This is a genomic window from Rhizobium sp. G21 (genome assembly GCF_014158035.1).
Classification (GTDB): Bacteria; Pseudomonadota; Alphaproteobacteria; order Rhizobiales; family Rhizobiaceae; genus Rhizobium_E.
In genome coordinates this window covers 3,074,645-3,095,588 of sequence record NZ_JACFXW010000001.1, presented here as the reverse complement: position 1 = coordinate 3,095,588, position 20,944 = coordinate 3,074,645, and the positions used below count along the sequence as shown (strand labels likewise).

Sequence of the window (20,944 nt, the reverse complement as noted above, 5' to 3'; positions counted from 1 at the left end):
CAGACCCTCGGGACAAGCCCGAGGGAGACGGCGCGCCGGGAGGGATGCCCCCGACGCCAAAAACGTCACGCAGCTGCCTTCACCGGCTTCGGATTGAAGCGGCTGTAGAAGGTTTCGCCCTTGGCGGCCATGTCGATGAGCAGGGGCGTCGGCTTGAAGTGGTCGCCATAGCTGGCCGCCAGCTTCTCGCAGAGCGCCACGAAGGTTTTCACGCCCATGCCGTCGATATAGCTCAGCGTTCCCCGGTATAGGGCGCGAAGCCGAAGCCGAGGATGGAGCCGACATCGGCCTCGCGCGGATCGGTGACGACGCCCTCTTCCATGGTGCGGGCGGCTTCCAGCGCGATGGTGGCGAGCAGACGGTCCTTGATCGTCTTGACATCGACCTCTTCCGCCTTCTTCTGCGGGTAAAAATCCTTCAGGCCGGGCCAGAGCGATTTCTTGGCGGGCTTGGCGGGATAGTCGTAGAAGCCGCGGCCGTTCTTGCGGCCGCGACGGTCGAGATCGTCGACCATCTTGTCGATCAGCGTCATGTGCTCGGGCTTGACCGAAGCCTCGCCCAAATCGGCGATCGAGGCCTTCATGATCTTCTGGCTCAAGTCGACGGCGACTTCGTCGTTGAGCGAGAGAGGGCCGACCGGCATGCCCGCGGCCTTGGCGATATTTTCGATCATCACCGCCGGCACGCCTTCGATCAGCATGTCATAGGCTTCGTTGATGTAGCGGAAGACGCAGCGATTGACGTAGAAGCCGCGCGTGTCGTTGACGACGATCGGCGTCTTGCGGATCGCGGCGACATAATCGAGCGCGGCGGCGAGCGCCTTGTCGCCGGTCTTTTCGCCGAGGATGACTTCCACCAGCATCATCTTCTCGACCGGCGAGAAGAAATGCACGCCGATGAACTGCTCGGGGCGCTTGGAATTTTCCGCGAGCCCGGTGATCGGCAGCGTCGAGGTGTTCGAGGCGAAGATCGAGCTTTCCGGCAGGACAGCCTCGACCTGTTCGATCACAGCCTTCTTGACGCCGCGATCCTCGAACACCGCTTCGATGACGAGATCGGCGTCGGACAGCTGGCTGTAGTCGGAGGTCGCAGTGATCAGCGACAAGAGCTTCTCGCCTTCTTCCTTGGTCGACTTGCCCTTGGAGATCGCGCCCTTGATCAGCTCTTCCGAATGGGCCTTGCCCTTGTCGGCGGCGGCCTGGTCGCGGTCGATCAGCACCACCGGAATGCCGGCCCGGGCCGTCACATAGGCGATGGAAGCGCCCATGAAGCCTGCGCCGACCACGCCGATCTTGGAGAATTTCGTGAGCGCAACGCCTGCCGGACGCCGCGCGCCCTTGCCGAGCTCCTGCATCGACACGAACAGCGAGCGGACCATGGAGCGGGCCGAGACATTGTTGAGGATCTGGGTGAAATAGCGCAGCTCGACTTTGAGCGCGAGGTCGAAGGGCAGTTGCAGGCCCTCATAGACGCATTTCACGATCGCTTCTGCGCCCGGATAATTCATATGCGTTTCCCGGCGCAGAATGGCGTTGGCGGCCGAGAACAGCTGCACGCCCTGCGGCGACCAGATGGTTCCGCCCGGCGCCTTGAAGCCCTTCTTGTCCCAGGGAGCGACGGGATCGACGCCGTTCCTGATCAGCGTCTTGGCCGCTTCGATCAGTCTGTCGGGCTCGACGACCTCCTGCACCAGACCGAGCGCCTTGGCGCGCGAAGCGGTGATATCCGAGCCGGTGGTCATGATCTGCAGGGCGTCCTGAGTATTGATCAGGCGCGGCAGGCGCTGGGTGCCGCCGGCGCCCGGGAAAATGCCGACCTTGACTTCCGGCAGCGCGATCTTGACCGATTTGGCGTTGGAGGCGACGCGGGCGTGGCAGGACATGGCGAGCTCGGTCGCGCCGCCCATGCAGGTGCCGTTGATGGCGGCGACCCAGGGCTTGCCGCAGGTTTCGATCTTGCGCCAGAGACCGCTCATGCGGCCGGCGGCGTCGAAGAGTTTCTGCGCGGCGCCGGCGGGATCGGCGGCTTTCGCCTCCTCCAGCATCGAGAACATACCCTCGATCATGGTGAGATCGGCGCCGCCCGAGAATGCGGATTTGCCGGAGGCGAAGACCACGCCCTTGACGGAGGCTTCAGCGACCACAGCGGCGAGAATCGCCTCGAGCTCGTCCATGACCTCGAGCGTGAAGACGTTCATGCTCTTGCCAGGCATGTCCCAGGTGACGAGCGCTACGCCATCGGCGTCGATGTCGAGGGTGAAATTCTTGTAAGTCATCTCTCTCTCCCAGTCTCAGACGCGCTCGATGATGGTGGCGGTGCCCATGCCGGCGCCGATGCACAGCGTGACCAGCGCGGTGCCGAGTCCGCGGCGCTCGAGCTCGTCGAGCACGGTGCCGAGGATCATCGCGCCGGTGGCGCCGAGCGGATGGCCGAGCGCGATGGCGCCGCCATTGACGTTGATCTTGTCATGCGGAATGTTGAAGGCCTGCATATAGCGCAGCACCACGGCGGCGAAGGCTTCGTTGAGTTCGAAGAGATCGATGTCGCCAATGGTCATTCCGGCGCGCTTGAGCAGCTTTTCGGTCACATCGACCGGACCGGTCAGCATGATCGCCGGCTCGGAGCCGATATTGGCGAAGGTGCGGATGCGGGCGCGGGGCTTCAGCCCCATCGCCTCGCCGCCGGCCTTGGAGCCGAGGAGGACGGCGCCCGCGCCATCGACGATCCCCGAGGAATTGCCAGCGTGATGGACATAGTTGATGCGCTCGACATCGGGATGCGCATCGATGGCGACGGCGTCGAAGCCGCCCATTTCGCCCATCATCTGGAACGACGGCTGCAGCTGGCCGAGCGACTGCATGTCGGTCGTGGGCCGCATATGCTCGTCGCGGTCGAGAATGGTGAGGCCGTTGACGTCCTTCACCGGCACGACCGAGCGCGCGAAATAGCCTTCAGACCAGGAATGGCCGGCGCGCTTCTGGCTTTCCACCGCATAGGCGTCGACGTCGTCGCGGCTGAAGCCGTATTTGGTGGCGATGAGATCGGCGGAGACGCCCTGCGGCATGAAATAGCCGGGAATGGCCACCGAGGGATCGACCGGCCAGGAGCCGCCTGCCATGCCCATGCCGACGCGGCTCATGGATTCCACACCGCCGGCGATGACGATGTCGTCTGCGCCCTGGGCGATCTTGGCCGCCGCAAGATTGATGGCGTCGAGACCAGAGGCGCAGAAGCGCGAGATCTGCATGCCCGGCGCACGGAAATCATAACCGGCCTCGAAGGCGGCGGAACGCGGGATCACCGCGCCGGCTTCCATGACCGGATCGACACAGCCGAAAATGATGTCGTCGACGGTGGATGTGTCGAGCCCGTTGCGGTCGCGCAGCGCGGCAAGCGTATGGGCAGCAAGCCGGGGCGTCGGCACCTCATGCAAGGCGCCGTCCTTCTTGCCGCGGCCGCGCGGCGTCCGGACATGGTCAAAAACATAGGCTTCGGTCATGTTCGTCTTTCCTCCCTTTCGGCCGATCGCGATCGGCCTGGAACTTATTCAAAAAATGTCGACACGCGCGCCAGGACATCATCGACGATGAAGTCGGGCGCTTTTTCGAAAAACCTGCCGCCGCGCGCCCGGATGTCGAGCGCGCGGATCTGATGACACAACACCACGCCGACAGCATTCGTGCCGGCGCCGGACAGCGGCACTGTGAAGCCCTGGTAACGGGCGAATTCGCCGCCGGCAGTGATCGGCGCGACGATGGGAGCGCCTAGCTGGTTGAAGGCCTTTGGCGTCAGCACGAGGACATAGCGCGGATTGGCCTGTTCCCGGCCTTTGACCGGATTGAGATCGACATGCCAGATGTCGCCCCTCTCCATCACAATGCCTCGCGGCCCATGGGCGGCGCATCGAGCCAGGCCTGCTCGTCCTCGCTGAGCGGCGAATCCGGATCGCATTGGGCGACGAGTTCGTCGAGACTGTAGCGTGGCCGCGGCCTGGGAACCGCGACCAGCCGACCATCTTCGACGGTGAGATCGAGCTTGGCGTTGGGCCCAAGTCCCAACTTCTCCAGAAGCGGCTTGGGGATCGCCATCATCACGGAGCCGCCTACGGTTCTCAACGTCGAAGTCGCCATGGATCTCTCCCGGAAAAGTTATATCACAATATAACTTTTCCGCTCCTTCCGCAAATCAGAACGCCGCCGCATCGAGCGCCATGACGCTGTCGGCTCCGGCTTCGATGCGGGCCTTGCGGAAGGCCGTTTCCGGCATCATCCGCTCCATGTAATAGCGCGCCGTCACCAGCTTGTTGGCGAGGAACTCGGCGCGGGCGTCGCCGGCGTCGAGGAGTTCCTGCGCGGCCTTGGCCTGGCGGCCCCACATATAGCCGAGAATGACGAGGCCGAAGAGATGCATGTAATCGGTCGCGCCGGCGCCGGCATTGTCGGGCTTGGCCATGGCGTTGCTCATGAACCACATGGTGGCGGCCTGAAGATCGTTCAAGCTTTTCTTGATCGCCTTGGTGAAGGGCGCGAGTTTCTCATTGGTGCGGTTCTCTTCGCAGAAATCGCCGATTTCCTTGAAGACTGCCATCACCGCCCGGCCGCCATTGGCGGCGAGCTTGCGGCCGACGAGGTCCATGGCCTGAACGCCGTTTGCGCCTTCATAGATCATGGCGATGCGGGCGTCGCGGACATACTGGCTCATGCCATATTCCTCGATATAGCCGTGGCCGCCGAACATCTGCTGGGCGGCGACCGCATTGTCGAAGCCGCGATCGGTCATCACGCCCTTGAGAACCGGGGTCATGATCGACAGGATGTCGTCGGCGTTCTGCCGCGCGGCGGCGTCTTCCGAACGGTGCGCGATATCGGACTGCAGCGCCGAATAGAGCGCGAAGGCGCGACCGGCCTCGTTGATCGACTTGATCTGCATCAGCGTGCGACGAACATCCGGATGGACGATGATCGGATCGGCCTTCTTCTCCGGCGCCTTGGGACCGGTGAGCGAGCGGCCCTGAATGCGGTCGCGGGCATATTGGGCGGCTGACTGATAGGCGGCTTCCGAGATCGACAGGCCCTGCAGACCGACCCCGAGACGCGCCTCGTTCATCATCACGAACATGGCGGCGAGACCGCGATTTTCCTGGCCGATCAGATAGCCGGTCGCCTCGTCATGGTTCATGACGCAGGTGGCGTTGGCGTGGATGCCCATCTTGTGCTCGATCGCGCCGCAGCTGACGCCGTTGCGCGCGCCGAGCGAGCCGTCCTCGTTGATGAGAAACTTCGGCACGATGAACAGCGAAATGCCCTTGGTTCCCTCCGGCGCGCCTTCGATGCGGGCGAGCACCAGATGGATGATATTGTCGGACATGTCGTGTTCGCCGGCGGAGATGAAGATCTTCTGGCCGGAAATCTTGTAGGAGCCGTCACCTTGCGGCACGGCCTTGGTGCGGAGCAAGCCGAGATCGGTGCCGCAATGCGGCTCCGTCAAATTCATGGTGCCGGTCCAGACGCCCTCGACCATTTTCGGCAGATAGGTCTCTTTCTGGGCATCCGAGCCATGCACGAGGATCGCCGCGATCGCGCCGTTGGTGAGGCCCGGATACATGGCGAAGGCCATGTTGGCCGACGACATATACTCGCCAACGGCGGTGTGCAGCACGTAAGGCAGGTTCTGACCGCCATAAGCTTCCGGAACGGAGAGCCCGATCCAACCGCCCTGGCAATAGGCGTCATAGGCGGCCTTGAAGCCCTTGGGCGGCGTCACCGAACCATCGTCGTGGCGGGTGCAGCCTTCCTGATCGCCGGAGAGATTGAGCGGAAACAGAATTTCCTCGGCGACCTTGGCGGCTTCGGCGACGATGGCGTCGACGACATCGGGCGACGCCTCGGAAAAGCCGGGAAGATTGTTGAACTTCTGGATCCCCAGGACATCGTTGAGCACGAACAATGTGTCGTCGACCGGAGCCTTGTAAACGGGCATGAACGCCTCCTCGCCTTCGCCGTAAATCGATCTGGATAGCACTACTACAAAATTTTGACGTTTGCGTAAACGTCAAATATTACCCTACCGGGGAATTCCGGCGCCTGTCCCTTCAGGTTTTACGATTGTCCCCGGTCGAGCGGCAGATCGCATCGGCGGAGCCCCTGGCGACAATAAACTGGTTAACGAACGGTAAAAGATCCGATTTGCAGGCCTGTTGCGCAATCATAACCGGATGATCGTTACGACTTCGTGCAAAGTCGCCGTTTTCCAGACTTCGTTACGCTGCGGAATGCGCAAATTAACCGTTTGTTTACCCTGTTTAACTATCCATGCATCTTAGTTAAGGACGAATGAGATTGCGTCTATGCGCGATGCAGGCGGAAAGCCCGAGGAAAGCCTCAGACGCTATCGTGGAGCGCTTGGGCCTTCGCCCGCCCGAGCCGACAAAAGAGACGCGATCGGTCGACCTGAATTCCGGCCCGGACGTCGAGCGAGCTGACACATGAACGGATCACGATCACAGTATTCTAGCTATGGCGGCAAGCCCTCGTTCGATCAGTTGAGCAAGACGATCGAAGGGCTGGAAGCGCGTATCCAAGGCCTGGTGGCTGAAAAGCGCCCGCCCAGCCGTCCGGCCTATATGGATCCCGGCTCGGTCGACGAAATTCTCGAACGCCAGCGCATGCTGTCGTCGGTTCGCGAGCGGGTCGCCGCCGCAGACCGGACGCTGCGCGCGGATCCCGAGCGCGGCAGGCCGGAACGGCGCGAACGCCCGGAGCGGCGCGACGATCATGAGCCGCGACGCGACGTTCCCCGCTCACGCGATGTCGCCCCTGCGCCTGTAGCCTATGCGCAACCGCCGCAGCAGCATCACGACGCGCTCGCCGATATCGCCGCGACGCTCGAAGCCCTGCGCGGCGAACTGCGCCAGGGCATGAGCCACAACAATCTCGACGCGATCCGCGACGAAATCCGCGGCCTGAAGGGCGTGGCCGCCGGCGGCGTCGGCGCGAGCGAGCTCGTGCGCAACGAAATCCTCAAGCTCAACGACACGGTTCGCCGGATCGGCGAGAAGGAGCAGGCCCCTCGCCTCGACGACCTCATCGCCGAGATCGAGGATCTCCGCAGCATGGCGACCGGACTGGCGCGCGAGGACAGCATCCGCCGGCTCGACGACAAATGGAGCCGCGCCGAAGAGGTCTGGGATTACACCGCCCGCAAGGTCGACGAACTGGACCAGCAGTCGCTGCGCGAAGAACTGGTGCAGATCGCCTGGCGCATCGACGGCATCAAGAACGGTCTCGGCGAAGTCAACGCCGCCCCCGCCATCCGCTCCCTGGAAGACAAGCTGATCACGCTGGCGGATGCGGTGGAATCCGTCGGCCGCAGCGTCGAAGCCAAGAACGAACTCGGCGACCAGTTCGAAGGGCTCGACCGGCGGCTGGACGAAATCAGTCGCGCCATCGCGGTCAGCGTCCGCCAGGCCGACAACGGCCGCGACCATGCCGCGCTGCAGTCGGTCGAGCGGCGCATCGCCGAACTCGGCCTGCATATCGACGCGCTGCATCGCCAGAACGAGGAATCGGGCCTCGCCCAGCGCATCGAATTCCTCACGCAACGCATCGAGGATCTCGCCGTCGACGAGGAGACGCAGAAGCTGGAGCGGCGCATCGCCGAACTCTCCGGCCTGATCGAGCGCAGTCTCGACGATCGCGGCGGCGCAGACGTGATGGGGCATCTCGCCGATCTCTCGCGCAAGATCGATCGCCTTGGCGACAACGATCCCGCGCCGCTGATCGACCGTCTGGACCGGTTGGCTCGCCGGATCGACGATCTCGACCGCCCGGCCGAGCCGATGTCCGTCATGGCGCCGGACTTCAGTCATCTGGAACATCGTTTGTCCGACATCGCTGCGCGCCTGGAAGAGTCCGCCGCTGCGCCTCCGTCCGACGCGCGCGCGCTCGCCAATCTCGAGCAACAGATCGCCTCGCTGTCGTCGCTGCTCAGCCAGCCGTCGCAGGCCCATGCTGCGCCGGAAGAATTGACGCGCAGCATGGCGGTGATCGAGGATTATATCGCCACCAGCGACGAATTCATCGTGGAAGCCGCCCGGCAGGCCGCCGAAGCGGTGGTGGAGGCCTATGCCCGCGCCGGAACCCATGCGCAGGGCGTAGCCGGCGTCGATCTCGCAGCCCTCACCGCGCTCACCGACGACCTCCGGGCGCTCGAAACCTATGCCCGCTCCAGCGAGGAGCGCACCGCGGAAACGTTCTCCGCCCTGCACCAGACGCTGACCCAGATCGCCAGCCGGCTCGACGATATCAGCCTGGCGACCGAGCGGACGCGCCGCGAGGACGCCCCGGTGATGCCGCGCGCGACGGAACCGGTGTTCAAGCCGGCCCCGCCCGCCGAAGAGACTCCCGCGCCCCGCGCGCCCATGGCGGCCGCAGAACCGGCGGCGCCGCCGCGGCCGGCGCCGCGCCCGGTCGCGACCGTGGACGTGTTCGAGGACCATGACTTCGCCGCAGCGGCCGACGCCGCCGTGGCGCAGGACTCGCAGGCTCCCGGCGACGGCGCCGACCTCCGCGCCGAACCGGTCAAGGCTCGGCCCTCCAGCCTGATCGCCAGCCTCGCCGCCAAACTGAAACCCTCCAAGAAGAAATCGGACGCGCGTCTGACGATAGATCCGACCCCGGCTCTCGATCCCGCCGCCGTCGAGGTCGAGGAGGCCGATGACGGCCTGCTGATCGAGCCCGGCGGCGCTGCGCCCGACGTCCGCAAGATCATGGAGAAAGTCCGCGCCGGCCAGAAATCCGGTCGCGCCGCGGAAGCCGGTCCCGCCGACGTGATCGCCGCCGCCCGCCGCGCCGCCCAGGCCGCCGCCCGCGAAGCCGGCATGCAGCAGCCGCTCAAGGCGGGCAAGACGACGGCCAAAACCTCAGCCAAGCCGTCGGTGAAAAAGGACGATGGCCAGGCGCGCCGTCCGCTGCTTCTTGCGGCAGGCGCGGTGCTGCTGCTCATGCTGTCCTATCCCCTGGTCTCCAACCTGATCAACAGCAAGGCCGAGCCCGAGCCGCAGGCGGTCTCCGCCCCGTCGAGGACAAGACCAGCGACGCGGCCGAAACCCCTGTCCAGCCGACCATCGCCGAAAGCGCAGCGCCGGCGCAGGCGGAGACGGCGCCGGTCCAAACCGCCGACGCCTCCGGCGTCGAGCCGCCGCCCCTGCAGTCATCGTCCAACACCCAGCCGGACGAGATGCCGTCGGGCGCCGAACCTTCGGCCGCCATGGAGCCTGCGAGCGCCGAGACGGCTTCCGCCGCCGCGCCGACCGCGGACGCCGCGGCGCCCGCCGAGCCGGCTCCGGCCGCGGTCGAACAGCAGCAGATCGTCGCGGTGGAAACTCCCGCCGATCTCAAGCCCGCATCGCTGGTGGCCGCCGCCAAGAAGGCCGATCCGCTGGCCTTCTTCGAAATCGGCGCCCGCTACGCCGATGGCCGCGGCGTCGCCGCCGATCCCAAGATTGCCATGAACTGGTATCAGCGCGCCGCCGACGCCGGCTTCGCCCCGGCGCAATATCGCCTCGCCAGCATCTACGAGAAGGGTCTCGGCGTCGACCGCGACATCCCCAGGGCGCGCGCGCTCTACGCCCAGGCCGCAAGCCAGGGCAACACCAGCGCGATGCACAATCTGGCGGTTCTGAACGCCACCGGCGCCGAGGGCAAGCCGGATTTCGCCGAGGCCGCCCGCTGGTTCAAGGAGGCCGCCGAGCACAATGTGCGCGACAGCCAGTACAATCTCGCCATCCTCTATGCGCGCGGCAACGGCGTGCCGCAGGACCTCGGCCAGTCCTACAAGTGGTTCGCGGTGGCGGCCATGCAGGGCGACCAGGACGCGGCGCAAAAACGCGACGAAGTGGCCAATGCGCTGGGCGCCGAGAAACTGAAGGCCGCCAAGGCCGAAGTCGACTTGTGGCGCGCCGCGCCGGTCAATGAGGACGCCAACAATCCCATCGTCCCCGACGACTGGATCGCCAAAGCCAACACCACTGCGAGCGTCGACATGAAGAAGGCGATCCGCAACATCCAGGCGATCCTCAACAACAACGGCTTCGACGCCGGCCCCGCCGATGGCGCGATCGGCAAGAAGACGGTCGAGTCGATCAAGGCCTTCCAGAAGAAGGTCGGCCAGGAGCCGACCGGCAAGATCGACGAGGCGCTGGTCAAGGAACTTCTCAAGCATAACAAGAAGCCGTCCTGAACCAGGTCCAGACGCGCGAGGAAGTCCACTTAACCGGTGGAATCCATGGCGAAATGGTTAATTCATTATATCCGCGACGGGGCGCCCGTCGCGGTTGACACCGCCATTTTCGCGGCGCAACAGTTATTTAAAGTCAATCTGTAACACTCTTGAACAGGCCGGGGCGACCCGATCTGTCAAACTCCTTTTTCCGCAAGGAGCGCGCGTGACCATCTATCTGCCGATCGCCGAACTGTCGGCCAATATCCTGATCATACTCGGCATGGGCGCCGCCGTGGGCTTCCTGTCGGGCATGTTCGGGGTCGGCGGCGGCTTCCTGATCACACCGCTGCTCATCTTCTACAACGTGCCGCCGGCGATCGCCGTCGCCACCGGCGCCAATCAGGTCGTGGCCTCCTCGATCTCCGGCGCCATCACCCATTTCCGGCGCGGCACCATCGACCTCAAGCTCGGCACCGTGCTGCTGCTCGGCGGCCTTCTGGGCGCGACGGTCGGCATCTGGATCTTCTCGGCCTTGCGGGCGCTGGGCCAGCTGGACTTGGTGATTTCGCTGCTTTACGTGGTTCTGCTCACCTCGGTGGGCGGGCTGATGATGTGGGAGAGCGTCAATGCTCTCAGGCGGGCCCGCCGCAACGAAACGGTGACGGTCAAGCGCGCCCAGCACAATTGGGTGCATCGCCTGCCCTTCAAGATGCGCTTCAAGAAATCGAAGATCTATCTCTCGGTGATCCCGGTGGCCGGTCTCGGCTTCGGCGTCGGCGTGCTGACCTCGGTGATGGGCGTGGGCGGCGGTTTCATCATGGTGCCGGCGATGATCTATCTGCTGCGCATCCCGACCAGCGTTGTGGTCGGCACGTCGCTGTTCCAGATCATCTTCGTCTCGACCTATTCGACCATCGTGCAGGCGGTGGCCAATCACACGGTCGACATCGTTCTCGCCTTCATCCTGATGCTCTCGGGCGTGGTGGCGGCGCAATACGGCGTCCGCGTCGGCCAGAAGCTGAAGGCCGAACAGTTGCGGGCGCTGCTCGCGCTCCTGATCCTCGCGGTCGGCATCCGCCTCGCCATCGACCTCTTCCTGCCGCCGGCCGATCTCTATTCGATCGCGCGGACGGGGGCGGGGCAATGAGGGCGGCGGCGCTCTTTCTGCTGTTGGCGCTTCTGCCGGCGTCGGCGCTTTCCGAGCCGATCGGCGGGCCGCCGCGTCCCGTCGAGCGCGAGGCGATCAATATCGGCGTGTCCTCACGCGAAATCGCCATCGCGCCTGATTTCGCCGGCACGGACGTCACCGTGTTCGGCTCGCTCGAAAACGTCGATCCCTATCTTCTCGCGATCGGCGCCTACGACATCGTCGTCTCGCTCGAAGGCCCGCGCGATTTCGTGACGGTCCGCAAGAAGGACAGGGTGATGGGCGTGTGGATCAACCGCCATGCCGTGACCTTCGAACGCATGCCGGAATCGTTGTCGATGGCGTCGACGAAGGTCATCGCCGACATCGGCGCGCCGCTGGAACTCTACACCCACAATGTCGGGCTTCCGCGCGTCAGGGTGGTGCCCTCGACCTTTTCGGGCCGCGCCGAGGAACTCGCGGAATTTCGCGACGCCTTCCTGGGCCTGAAAGAGAAGGCGCGGCTCTACCAGACCAATCCGGGCGGCGTGTCTTTCGTGTCGTCGTCGCTGTTCCAGGCGAATATCCATATTCCGGCCGATATCCCCAACGGCACGCATACGATCCGCGCCGTCGTGTTCAAGACCGGCCAGTATATCGCCGAGAAGGAACTGAGCCTGCATGTCCAGAAAACCGGCATCGAGCAGATGATCACCCGCGCCGCCGAGGAGGACCCGCTTTACTACGGAATTTTCGCGGTGTTTCTCGCGGCTTTGACGGGATGGACGGCGAGCGTGATGTTCCGGCGCGATTGAGGCCTTATCCGCGCAGAGCGTCATAGGCGAAGCTGTGAACCCGACCCTGGCTCAACAGATGGGCGGTGAGCCTGCTTTTTCAAACAGCCCCCTGAAGGCGCGGTGATCGAGGTCGAGCCCGCCGGTCGTCACCCCGAAAGAGGGCATGATCAGCCGTCTGCCGTCGAGCGCGAAGCAGGGGCGGCGGACGCCGCGCGAGCGGCGCACCAGCGTGGCGGCCGGATGCAGATGGCCGGCGACCTCGCCGGGATCGCAAGCCGCGCCCGGCTCATGCCGGAAGGTGAGGCCGGCGACATGCAGGCTGTCGGCCTGCAGGCCGGACAGGGCGCCGACGCCGTCGGGATCGTGATTGCCTGTAATCCAGATCCATTCGCGGCCGCGCATCAGGCTTTCGAGATAGCTGCGGAATTCCGGCGGCATCAGATCGGCGCCGCGCCGGTCGTGGAAATTGTCGCCGAGTGAGACGACGATGCGCGGATCATGCCGGGCGATGACGCTTTCCAGCAGCCTGAGCGTTGCGAGCGTGTCCCAGGGCGGCAGCATCTGGCCGCGACGGGCGAAGGCTGCGCCTTTTTCGAGATGGAGATCCGAGACGCAGAGCAGGCCGTGATCGGGCAGCATGAGCGCGCCGAGCGGATCGAAGACGAGGCGCTGGCCGTTCAGTTCGGCTTCGCAAGGGGGGCTTGGTTTTCGGAGGGCTGATGGTTTCTGGCGAAGCGGGTCATGCGGGGTTACCCCCTCTGCCCTGCCGGGCATCTCCCCTCAAGGGGGAGATTGGCTGGCGGTTTGACCCTCGCCCAAATCTCGACGGCCACATTGCGTGCAGACGCTCTCCTCCTTCGATCTCCCCCTGAGGGGAGATGCCCGGCAGGGCAGAGGGGGTAGCCCCACGCTCGGATCAGTCCAATTCAATTCATCGCATCCCGTATCAATTGGTCCGAGGCCTCGGCCAGCAGCGCTTCGTCGGCGGCGGAGCCGACGGACTCCTTGCCGACCTCCAGCATGATCGGCACGGCGAGCGGCGAGATCTGCTCGAGGCGCTTCAGCCGGATATGCCCCTTGATTCGCGTGAGCATATCGCCAAGTCGCTGAATGTCCAAAAGTCCCTGCGCGGCGTCCTGACGCGTCGCCTCCAGCAGGATGTGGTCTGGCTCGTGGCTGCGCAGCACGTCATAGATCAGGTCGGCCGAGACCGTGACCTGCCGTCCGCTCTTCTCCTTGCCGGGATGGCGGCGTTCGATAAGACCGGCGATGACGGCGCAATAGCGGAAGGTGCGCTTCAAGAGCCAGGTTTCGTTCAACCAGGCTTCGAGATCGTCGCCCAGCATGTCCTCGTCGAACAGGTCGTGGATGGAAGGGCTGTGGCGGGCGAAATGCGCGCCCATATCTTCGAGCCCCCAGATGGCCAGCGCGTAATCGGTGGCGACGAAGCCGAGCGGCTTGGCGCCGGCGCGATCCAGCCGTCGGGTCAGCAACATGCCGAGCGTCTGATGCGCGAGCCGGCCCTCGAAGGGATAGGCGACCATGTAGAAGCGATTGCCGCGTGGAAAGGTCTCGATCAGCAATTCGTCGCGCCGCGGCAGCACGGATTTCTCCGCCTGGATGGACAGCCAGTCGCGCACCTGATCGGGCAGATCCTTCCGCTTGTCCGGATCGTCGAGCATGGCGCGCACGCTCTCGGCCAGATAGGTCGAAAGCGGAAACTTGCCGCCGGCATAGGCCGGGATTTTCGGATCCTGCGAAAAAGCGTCGGAGACGAGACATTCGTTTTCGCGGATGCCCTCGAAGCGCAGCACCTTGCCGGAAAACAGGAATGTGTCGCCGGCCGAGAGCTGTTCGAGGAAATATTCCTCGACCTGGCCGAGCACCGGCCCGCCGCGCCCCACCGCGCCCCTGCCCTTGCGCACCATCCGGACATTCATCATCGGCGCCTCGATGATGGTGCCGACGTTCAGCCGGTATTGCTGGGCGTAAGCGGGGTGCGACACGCGCCAAAGCCCGTCCTTGGTCTTGCGGATCTTGGCGTAGCGCTCATAGGTGCGGAGCGCATAGCCGCCGGTGGCGACGAAATCGAGCGCGCGCTCGAACGTCTCCCAGGAGAGATGGGCATAGGGCGACGCGCTGGTGATTTCGTCATAGACCTCGAGCGCGTCGAAGGGATCGGCGCAGGCGAGCCCCATGATGTGCTGGCAGAGCACGTCGAGCGCGCCCTCGCCCACCGGCGGCGTATCCTGCGCGCCGATATAATTGGCGTCGAGCGCCGCCTGGCATTCCATCACCTCGAAGCGGTTGGCCGGAACGAGAATGGCCTTGCTCGGCTCGTCCATGCGGTGATTGGAGCGTCCGATGCGCTGCGCCAGCCGCGAGGCGCCCTTGGGCGCGCCGATATGGATGACCAGATCGACATCGCCCCAATCGAGCCCGAGATCGAGCGTCGAGGTGGCGACGACGGCCCGCAGCCGGTTGTCCGCCATGGCCGCCTCGACCTTGCGGCGCTGGCCGGCGTCGAGCGAGCCGTGATGCAGCGCGATCGGCAAGTTGTCGTCATTGATGCGCCAGAGCTCCTGGAACAGCATCTCGGCCTGCGAGCGCGTGTTGACGAACAGGATCGTGGTGCGGTGCGCGCCGATCGCCTTGTAGACCTCGCCCATGGCATAGCGCGCCGAGTGGCCCGACCAGGGAATACGCTCCTCCGTGTCGAGAATGCTGATGACGGGACGCGCGCCGCCCGCCACCGTCACCAGTTCCGAAAGCGCCGTCTCGCCGGGTTTCTGCGCCACCAGCCAACGCCGGAGATCGTCGGGATCGGCGACGGTGGCCGACAGCCCGATCGTGCGTACGTCGGGCGCGAGCTTTCGCAGCCGGGCGAGCCCGAGCGACAGCAGATGCCCGCGCTTGGAGGTGACCAGCGAATGCAATTCGTCGAACACGACGAAGCGCAATTCCTTGAAAAACCGCTCGGCCTCTTTCGACGCGATCAGCAACGCCAGCTGTTCAGGCGTGGTGAGAAGAATATCGGGCGGATTGAGCCTTTGGCGCGAGCGCTTGTGCTGCGGCGTGTCGCCGGTGCGCGTTTCGATGGTGACCGGGAGGCCCATTTCGGCGACCGGGCGTTCGAGATTGCGCTCGATATCGACGGCCAGCGCCTTGAGCGGCGAGATGTAGAGCGTGTGGACGCCATGGAAGCCGGTTCCGGGCTTGGGCTTGCCCCGCCGGTGGAGATCGACCAGCGAGGGCAGGAAGCCGGCCAGCGTCTTGCCGGCGCCGGTGGGGGCGATCAGCAACGCCGAACGGCCATCGCCTGTTTTGTCGAGAAGCGCGAGCTGATGCGGCCTGGGCGACCAGCCGCGTTCGGTAAACCAGCGGGTGAACAGAGACGGCAAACCGCCCTCGCCGCTCCAGTCCGTCTTCGCGTCCATCCGCCATCCTCCGCTTCCACGGCAAGATAGGTGCTTTCGATCACATCGCAATATAGCGATCGGTGCGGTGATTGACCGCGATGAAGAAATTCAGCGCCACGGCGCCGAGCACCGAACACAAGACGATGAACGGGCTGGTGACGAAGAAGGACAGAGCGAGAATGACCATGTCGATGCTCATCTGCACGAAGCCCGCCCGCCAGCCGAAGCGATCCTGCAGATAGAGCGCGAGAATGCCGACGCCGCCGATGCTGGCGCGATGGCGAAACAGCGCCAGCATGCCCATGCCGATCAACAGGCCGCCCAGCACCGCCGCCCAGACCGGATGCACATAATCGATCTCCAGCCATTGCGGTTGATACTGGGTGAGAAGCGCAAGCAGTCCGACCGAGCAGAAGGTCTTGATGGTGAAGGCTTTGCCCATGCGCTTATAAGCGAGATAGTAGAACGGCAGATTGATCAGGAAGAAGCCGAGACCGAAATTCACCCCGAAGGCGTATTTCAGCAGGAAGGCCATGCCGGCGACGCCGCCGGTCAACAGGCCAGCCTTCGTGAGCAGCATGATGCCGAGCGAGGCCAGCACCGTGCCGGTGAACACGCCTTGCGCATCCTCGAACAGCGAATGCTTGGTCGGTTCGGTGTTCCAGATGCCGATTTTGGCCATGCTATCCCCGCGCGCCGCATAGGATTGAAAATTATGTCAGCTATACTGACATAATTTTTGCACGAAGGGAACCGGGCGGCCCTACTTTCGCGCCAGGAACAACAGGCCGGTAATCGGCTGGCCCGCATCCATGCGGATCACCGTCTCCTCGCAGGCGATGGGCGCAAAACCGTGGCGGGCGAGGATAGTCTCGACATGGGCGCGGGAATGGGCGTAGCGCAGCGAGGGACGGAGCGAGAAGCCCGTCCGCGCCTCGTCTTTCTCGACCGAAAAGGCGAAGAGACCACCGACCGTTGAAAGCGTGGCGGCATTGGCGAAGGCGGCGTCGAGATCGCCGAGATACATCATCACATCGGCGGCGGCGACGAGATCGGCGCGGCCTTGCTCCAAACCGTCGAACAGGCCGGAGGCTTCCGGAGACAAAGAGAGATCGGCGCGAGCGAGATGGCGGTAGACGCCCTTGGCGCGGGCTTTCGCCAGCATGTTTTCCGAGAGATCATAGCCTTCGAGCGCGGACACGCAGTCGCCAATCTCCGGGCCGAGCAGCCCGGTGCCGCAGCCGAGATCGACGGCCAGCGCGAAATGCGCGTCGCCCTTCGCCGTACGGATCAGCGCCGCGAGCTTTTTCGGCACGGAATAGCCGAGCTTTTCGACCAAAGCCGTCTCGAACCGGTCGGCGTAGTCGTCGAACAGGCCTTCGACATAGGCGCTCGGCGGCAGCGCCGGCGTCTCGGCGGCTCCGAGTGCTGCGAGCTTGAGATCGACGCCGAACAGCGCGGCGTCATCGGAGACCGCCACGCGGCGATAGGCCTCGACCGCCGGCTCGATGAGGCCGGCCTTTTCGCGATAATCGCCGAGCTTGACCCAGCCGGCGGTCCAGCCGGGCGCGAGCTCCAGCGCCTGCTCCATCAAGTCGGCGGCGGCGAGGGCGTCGCCGCTTTCGGCCAACATGGCGGCGTAATCGGCGCGGCGATCGGCGACGAGATCGCCGGAGGTCAAAATGCGTTTGGGAGCCATGGCGGGAGATTTCTTTCCATATTGGGCGGATTTGTCTAATTTCCGCCTTGCGACGCGGTCAAGCGATTCCTCGTTTGCGCAAACTGGAGTGTGACATGGGCGATGGCCTGAACCGTTTTCTGGGCGACTCGCCCCTGCGTGTGGCGATCAAGCTCATCGTGGTGTCGCTGGTCGTCGGCTTCGTCATGCATATGCTGGGCGTCTATCCCGCCGACATTTTTTATTGGACGCAGGATTTCATCAGCGACCTCTGGCGCACAGGCTTCCGCGCCTTGGGCCGCGTCGGCGATTATCTGCTGATCGGCGCCGCCGTGGTCATACCCGTCTTCATTCTGATCCGCTTGCTGAGTTGGCGCAAATCGTGATCTCTTCCGCTCTTTCACGTCGGCGCCTACTGAGAGCCGGTCTCGGCCTTGCCGCGCTTTCGGCGCTCGCCGCCTGCTCCACCACCACGGCCCTGTCGCCGGTCGCCCCTGTCGGGCCGGTCATGGACCTGACGGTCGAGGCGCTGCCGCTGGTCAACCAGGCCCGCGCCAAAAAGGCCTACCGCCGCTCGTGGCCGATCCCGTCACCATCGCCGCCGCCCGCGATCAGGCCGAGAATATGGCCAATGCCGGCAAGATGGCCCACAAGCTCGGCCCGGAAGAGTTCGGCGCGCGCATGCGGCGGATGAAGGTGCCGCTGCCGGCCGCCGAGAATATCGCATCGGGCCAGCGAAGCGTGGAGGCGGCGGTCGCCGCCTGGATCACCTCGCCTCGACACTATGAGAATATGATGGGCCGCTTCGAAACGCTGGGCGTGGTCCGCGCCGTCAATAGCGCCGACGGCAGGCCCTATTGGGCGATGGTGCTCGGCTCGAAGCCGCGCCCCGGCCGCGGCTCCGTAGCCCGCTTTCCTCTGAAGCTGTTCTGATGCGCACGGAGGCGAGCCAGGGCGGCGGCTTCGAGGTGACGCATCGGATGGTGCTGGGCCTCGCTTTGCCGATGACGCTCGGCTTCCTGACCACGCCTCTGCTCGGCATCACCGATACGGCGGTGGCCGGACGGCTCGGCGACGCCGACGCGCTGGCGGGTCTTGCTATCGGCGCCGTGCTGTTCGACCTGATTTTTGCGAGCTTCAACTTCCTGCGCGCCTCGACCACGGCGCTGACGGCTCAGGCCTGGGGACGCGGCGAGACGGCGGAGCAGGAGGCGGTGTTCTGGCGGGCGCTGATCAGCGCTCTGGCGATCGGCGCGGCGATCGTGCTGGTCGGCCCTTTGCTGCTGAAACTGGGGCTCGCGCTGATGAGCCCGACCGAGGGCGCGGCGCGGGCGACGTCGGAATGGTTTTCGCTGCGCATCCTGTCGGGGCCGGCGACGCTCGCCAATTACGCCATCCTCGGCTTTCTGCTCGGACAGGGCCGCTCCAAGACCGGGCTCTTGCTGCAGGCGCTGATCAATGGAGTCAATATCGCGCTGTCGGTGCTGTTCGGGCTTGTTCTGAAGGGCGGCATCGCCGGCATCGCGCTGGCGACTGTGACAGGCGAAGTGGTCGGCATGATCGCCGGGCTCATCATCGTGCTCCGAGGCTTTGCCGCGCGCGATCCGCGACGCATTGCCGGCCTGCTGGAGCGGGGCAAACTGGCGCGGCTGTTTTCGCTCAACGCCGACATCATGATCCGCTCTTTCGTGCTGCTCGGCGCTTTCTTCCTGATGACGCGTATCGGCGCGCAATTCGGCGCGGAGACGCTGGCCGCAAACGCCGTGCTGATGAATTTTTTCATGGTGGCCGGCTTCTGGCTGGATGGTCTCGCCAACGCGGCGGAAACCATCATCGGCCGGTCGCTGGGAGCCGGCTACCGGCCGGCATTCGACCGGGGGCTGAGGTTGACGGGCTACTGGTCGCTGACGCTGGCGATCCTCACCAGCCTGATCCTCGCTGTGGCGGGACGGCCGATCATCGATTTCCTGACGACCTCGGAGCCGGTGCGGACTATTGCCTATCAGCACCTGCCCTGGGCGGCGATTACCGCCATCAGCGGCTGTCTGGCCTTCCTGATGGACGGCGTCTTCATCGGCGCCGCCTGGTCGAAGGCGATGCGCAACCGGATGCTGCTCTCCTTTGCCGGCTTCGGCCTCTGTCTCTGGGCGCTGGCGCCGCTGGGCAATACCGGGCTCTGGCTGTCGCTCAACCTGTTTCTCTTCCTGCGCGGCGTGTTTCTCGCCATCGCCGTGCCGAAACTGAGGGCTCAGAGTTTCCGCGCCAGCCAGTGATCGAGCCGCGTGTCGCGGATCTCGCGGATCGAGGCGAGGCCGTCGCGATCGCAGACACGCGAGAGACCCGAAACGATGCGCGCAGGCAGGCCGGGGCCGCCATAGACCATGGCCGAATAGAGCTGCACGAGATCGGCGCCGGCGCGGATCTTCTCCGCCGCGGCCTCCGCCGAATCCACCCCGCCGACGCCGATGATCGGAAAGTCGGGACCCAACCGCTTGCGCATGCGCGCCAGCGCCGCGGTCGCCTTGTCGAACAGCGGCTTGCCGGACATGCCGCCCGCCTCGCCCGCCTGGCGCTGATCGCGCAAACCCTCGCGCGACAACGTGGTGTTGGAGACGATCAACCCGTCGAGCCGGTTCGCCAGCGCTTCCCCGGCGATATCGTCCATGCCTTCTTCGGTGAGATCGGGCGCGATCTTGAGGAACACAGGCACATGCCGGCCGGACTTGGCCGCTTCCTCGTCGCGCGCCGCGAGCACAGCCGACAGGAGCTCCCGCAGGCTGTCGCGCGCCTGCAGGTCGCGAAGACCAGGCGTGTTGGGCGAGGAAATGTTGGCGGTGAAATAGCGCGCCACGCGATAGAAGGTTCTGACGCCCGCGACATAATCGGCCACACGATCGACGGCGTCCTTGTTGGCGCCGATATTGACGCCGACCAGCGCCAGCGGGTCGATCCTGTCGAGCCGCGCCAAGGCCACGGCATGGCCCTCATTGTTGAAGCCGAAGCGGTTGATGACGGCTTCGTCCTCGACCAGCCTGAACAGCCGGGGCTTGGGATTTCCCGCTTGCGGGCGGGGCGTCAGCGTGCCGACTTCGGTGAAGCCGAAACCGAGCCGGAGAATGGCCTCCGGCGCTTCGGCGTTCTTGTCGTAGCCGGCGGCCAACCCGATCGGATTGGGGAAACTCAAACCGGCGATCTGAGTGGCGAGCCGCGGATCGGCCGGGATGCGGCAGGCGGGCGCGAGCCCGAGCGACAGCGCGCGGATCGACAGATTATGCGCCTGTTCGGGATCGAGGCGAAACAGGCCGGCCCGCATCAGCGGCCAGAGCGCGTCCTTCATGGGATCTCCTCCGGAAAGATGAATTGGCCCTCGCCGTCGAGCGTCAGCGCATAAGTCGCCTCGACTGCGGCCAGCGGGAGGGGGCCGTAGAGATGCGGGAAGAGCGCGCCGTCGCGCGAAGGCTCAAAGCGGAGCGCAGCGCCGAGAGCCGCCGCGTCGATCGCGATGAGCGCGAGCCCCGTCTGGCCGGTGAAATAAAGCTCCGCCGTCCGCCGCGTCTGCCGGGCGGTGGACAAATGGATGAAGCCGTCGGCCAGGTCGATGCCGGCGCCCGCGAAGACGCCATCGCTTTCCGCCTGCCGCCAGATCTCGGCGGGGACAATCTTGTAAATCAGTTCGGTCATCTCGGCCTCTTCCCCAGTTCCG

15 protein-coding genes and 3 pseudogenes are annotated in these 20,944 nt (G+C 65.0%); 7 read left to right on the top strand and 11 right to left on the bottom strand.

The features are described from left to right. Positions 1–65 precede the first annotated feature (65 nt). The 5 genes and pseudogenes from H2O14_RS15530 to H2O14_RS15510 form a co-directional block, all read right to left on the bottom strand. A pseudogene (locus H2O14_RS15530) lies at positions 66–2,275 on the bottom strand (FAD-dependent oxidoreductase). A gap of 15 nt (positions 2,276–2,290) precedes the next feature. Then, the gene (locus H2O14_RS15525; RefSeq protein WP_182828362.1) at positions 2,291–3,499 is read right to left on the bottom strand and encodes an acetyl-CoA C-acetyltransferase; all 1,209 of its coding nucleotides are present in this window, start codon (positions 3,497–3,499) and stop codon (positions 2,291–2,293) included. A 44-nt stretch (positions 3,500–3,543) separates the two neighbouring features. Then, the gene (locus H2O14_RS15520) at positions 3,544–3,873 is read right to left on the bottom strand and encodes a type II toxin-antitoxin system PemK/MazF family toxin (protein ID WP_182828361.1); all 330 of its coding nucleotides are present in this window, start codon (positions 3,871–3,873) and stop codon (positions 3,544–3,546) included. Next, positions 3,873–4,130, bottom strand: coding sequence for an AbrB/MazE/SpoVT family DNA-binding domain-containing protein (locus tag H2O14_RS15515; protein WP_182828360.1), 258 nt, complete (start codon positions 4,128–4,130; stop codon positions 3,873–3,875). Before H2O14_RS15515 ends, H2O14_RS15520 begins: the two co-directional genes overlap by 1 nt. A gap of 55 nt (positions 4,131–4,185) precedes the next feature. Then, entirely contained in the window at positions 4,186–5,979 is a 1,794-nt protein-coding gene (locus H2O14_RS15510) for an acyl-CoA dehydrogenase C-terminal domain-containing protein (protein WP_182828359.1), read from the bottom strand. Between the two features lie 505 nt (positions 5,980–6,484). Between H2O14_RS15510 and H2O14_RS27560 the strand changes: the two genes are divergently transcribed. The 4 genes from H2O14_RS27560 to H2O14_RS15495 all read left to right on the top strand — a co-directional run bounded on the left by H2O14_RS27560 (position 6,485) and on the right by H2O14_RS15495 (position 12,162). After that, positions 6,485–9,511, top strand: coding sequence for a hypothetical protein (locus tag H2O14_RS27560; RefSeq protein ID WP_246697408.1), 3,027 nt, complete (start codon positions 6,485–6,487; stop codon positions 9,509–9,511). Continuing rightward, complete coding sequence (locus H2O14_RS15505) at positions 9,412–10,239, top strand: SEL1-like repeat protein (RefSeq protein WP_312858677.1); 828 nt, start codon at positions 9,412–9,414, stop codon at positions 10,237–10,239. Before H2O14_RS27560 ends, H2O14_RS15505 begins: the two co-directional genes overlap by 100 nt. A 205-nt stretch (positions 10,240–10,444) precedes the next feature. Then, on the top strand, positions 10,445–11,368 hold the full coding sequence (locus H2O14_RS15500; RefSeq protein ID WP_182828357.1) for a sulfite exporter TauE/SafE family protein: 924 nt from the start codon (positions 10,445–10,447) through the stop codon (positions 11,366–11,368). Beyond that, entirely contained in the window at positions 11,365–12,162 is a 798-nt protein-coding gene (locus H2O14_RS15495; protein ID WP_182828356.1) for a TIGR02186 family protein, read from the top strand. Before H2O14_RS15500 ends, H2O14_RS15495 begins: the two co-directional genes overlap by 4 nt. 4 nt (positions 12,163–12,166) lie before the next feature. Here H2O14_RS15495 and pdeM read toward each other — a convergent pair. The 4 genes and pseudogenes from pdeM to H2O14_RS15475 all read right to left on the bottom strand — a co-directional run. Next, positions 12,167–12,843: pseudogene (gene pdeM / locus H2O14_RS15490) on the bottom strand (ligase-associated DNA damage response endonuclease PdeM); the annotation flags it as partial. A 227-nt stretch (positions 12,844–13,070) separates the two neighbouring features. Further along, entirely contained in the window at positions 13,071–15,581 is a 2,511-nt protein-coding gene (locus H2O14_RS15485; protein WP_182828355.1) for a ligase-associated DNA damage response DEXH box helicase, read from the bottom strand. Positions 15,582–15,621: 40 nt separating this feature from the next. Further along, positions 15,622–16,245, bottom strand: a complete 624-nt coding sequence (locus tag H2O14_RS15480; protein WP_182828354.1) for a YitT family protein — start codon at positions 16,243–16,245, stop codon at positions 15,622–15,624. A gap of 81 nt (positions 16,246–16,326) precedes the next feature. Next, positions 16,327–17,262 (bottom strand): class I SAM-dependent DNA methyltransferase, encoded by a 936-nt coding sequence (locus H2O14_RS15475; RefSeq protein WP_182828353.1) that lies wholly within the window; start codon positions 17,260–17,262, stop codon positions 16,327–16,329. A gap of 95 nt (positions 17,263–17,357) precedes the next feature. Between H2O14_RS15475 and H2O14_RS15470 the strand changes: the two genes are divergently transcribed. The 3 genes and pseudogenes from H2O14_RS15470 to H2O14_RS15460 all read left to right on the top strand — a co-directional run bounded on the left by H2O14_RS15470 (position 17,358) and on the right by H2O14_RS15460 (position 19,514). After that, entirely contained in the window at positions 17,358–17,627 is a 270-nt protein-coding gene (locus tag H2O14_RS15470) for a DUF6460 domain-containing protein (RefSeq protein WP_182828352.1), read from the top strand. Next, a pseudogene (locus H2O14_RS15465) lies at positions 17,624–18,174 on the top strand (CAP domain-containing protein). Before H2O14_RS15470 ends, H2O14_RS15465 begins: the two are co-directional and overlap by 4 nt. Further along, positions 18,174–19,514, top strand: coding sequence for an MATE family efflux transporter (locus tag H2O14_RS15460; protein ID WP_182828351.1), 1,341 nt, complete (start codon positions 18,174–18,176; stop codon positions 19,512–19,514). The pseudogene H2O14_RS15465 and the gene H2O14_RS15460 overlap by 1 nt, the downstream one beginning before the upstream one ends. On the opposite strand, the gene H2O14_RS15455 is transcribed toward H2O14_RS15460, so the two are convergent. Beyond that, positions 19,490–20,578, bottom strand: coding sequence for a quinone-dependent dihydroorotate dehydrogenase (locus H2O14_RS15455; RefSeq protein WP_182828350.1), 1,089 nt, complete (start codon positions 20,576–20,578; stop codon positions 19,490–19,492). The genes H2O14_RS15460 and H2O14_RS15455 overlap by 25 nt on opposite strands. Continuing rightward, positions 20,575–20,922, bottom strand: a complete 348-nt coding sequence (locus H2O14_RS15450) for a DUF952 domain-containing protein (protein ID WP_182828349.1) — start codon at positions 20,920–20,922, stop codon at positions 20,575–20,577. The genes H2O14_RS15455 and H2O14_RS15450 overlap by 4 nt, the downstream gene beginning before the upstream one ends. Positions 20,923–20,944 lie beyond the last annotated feature (22 nt).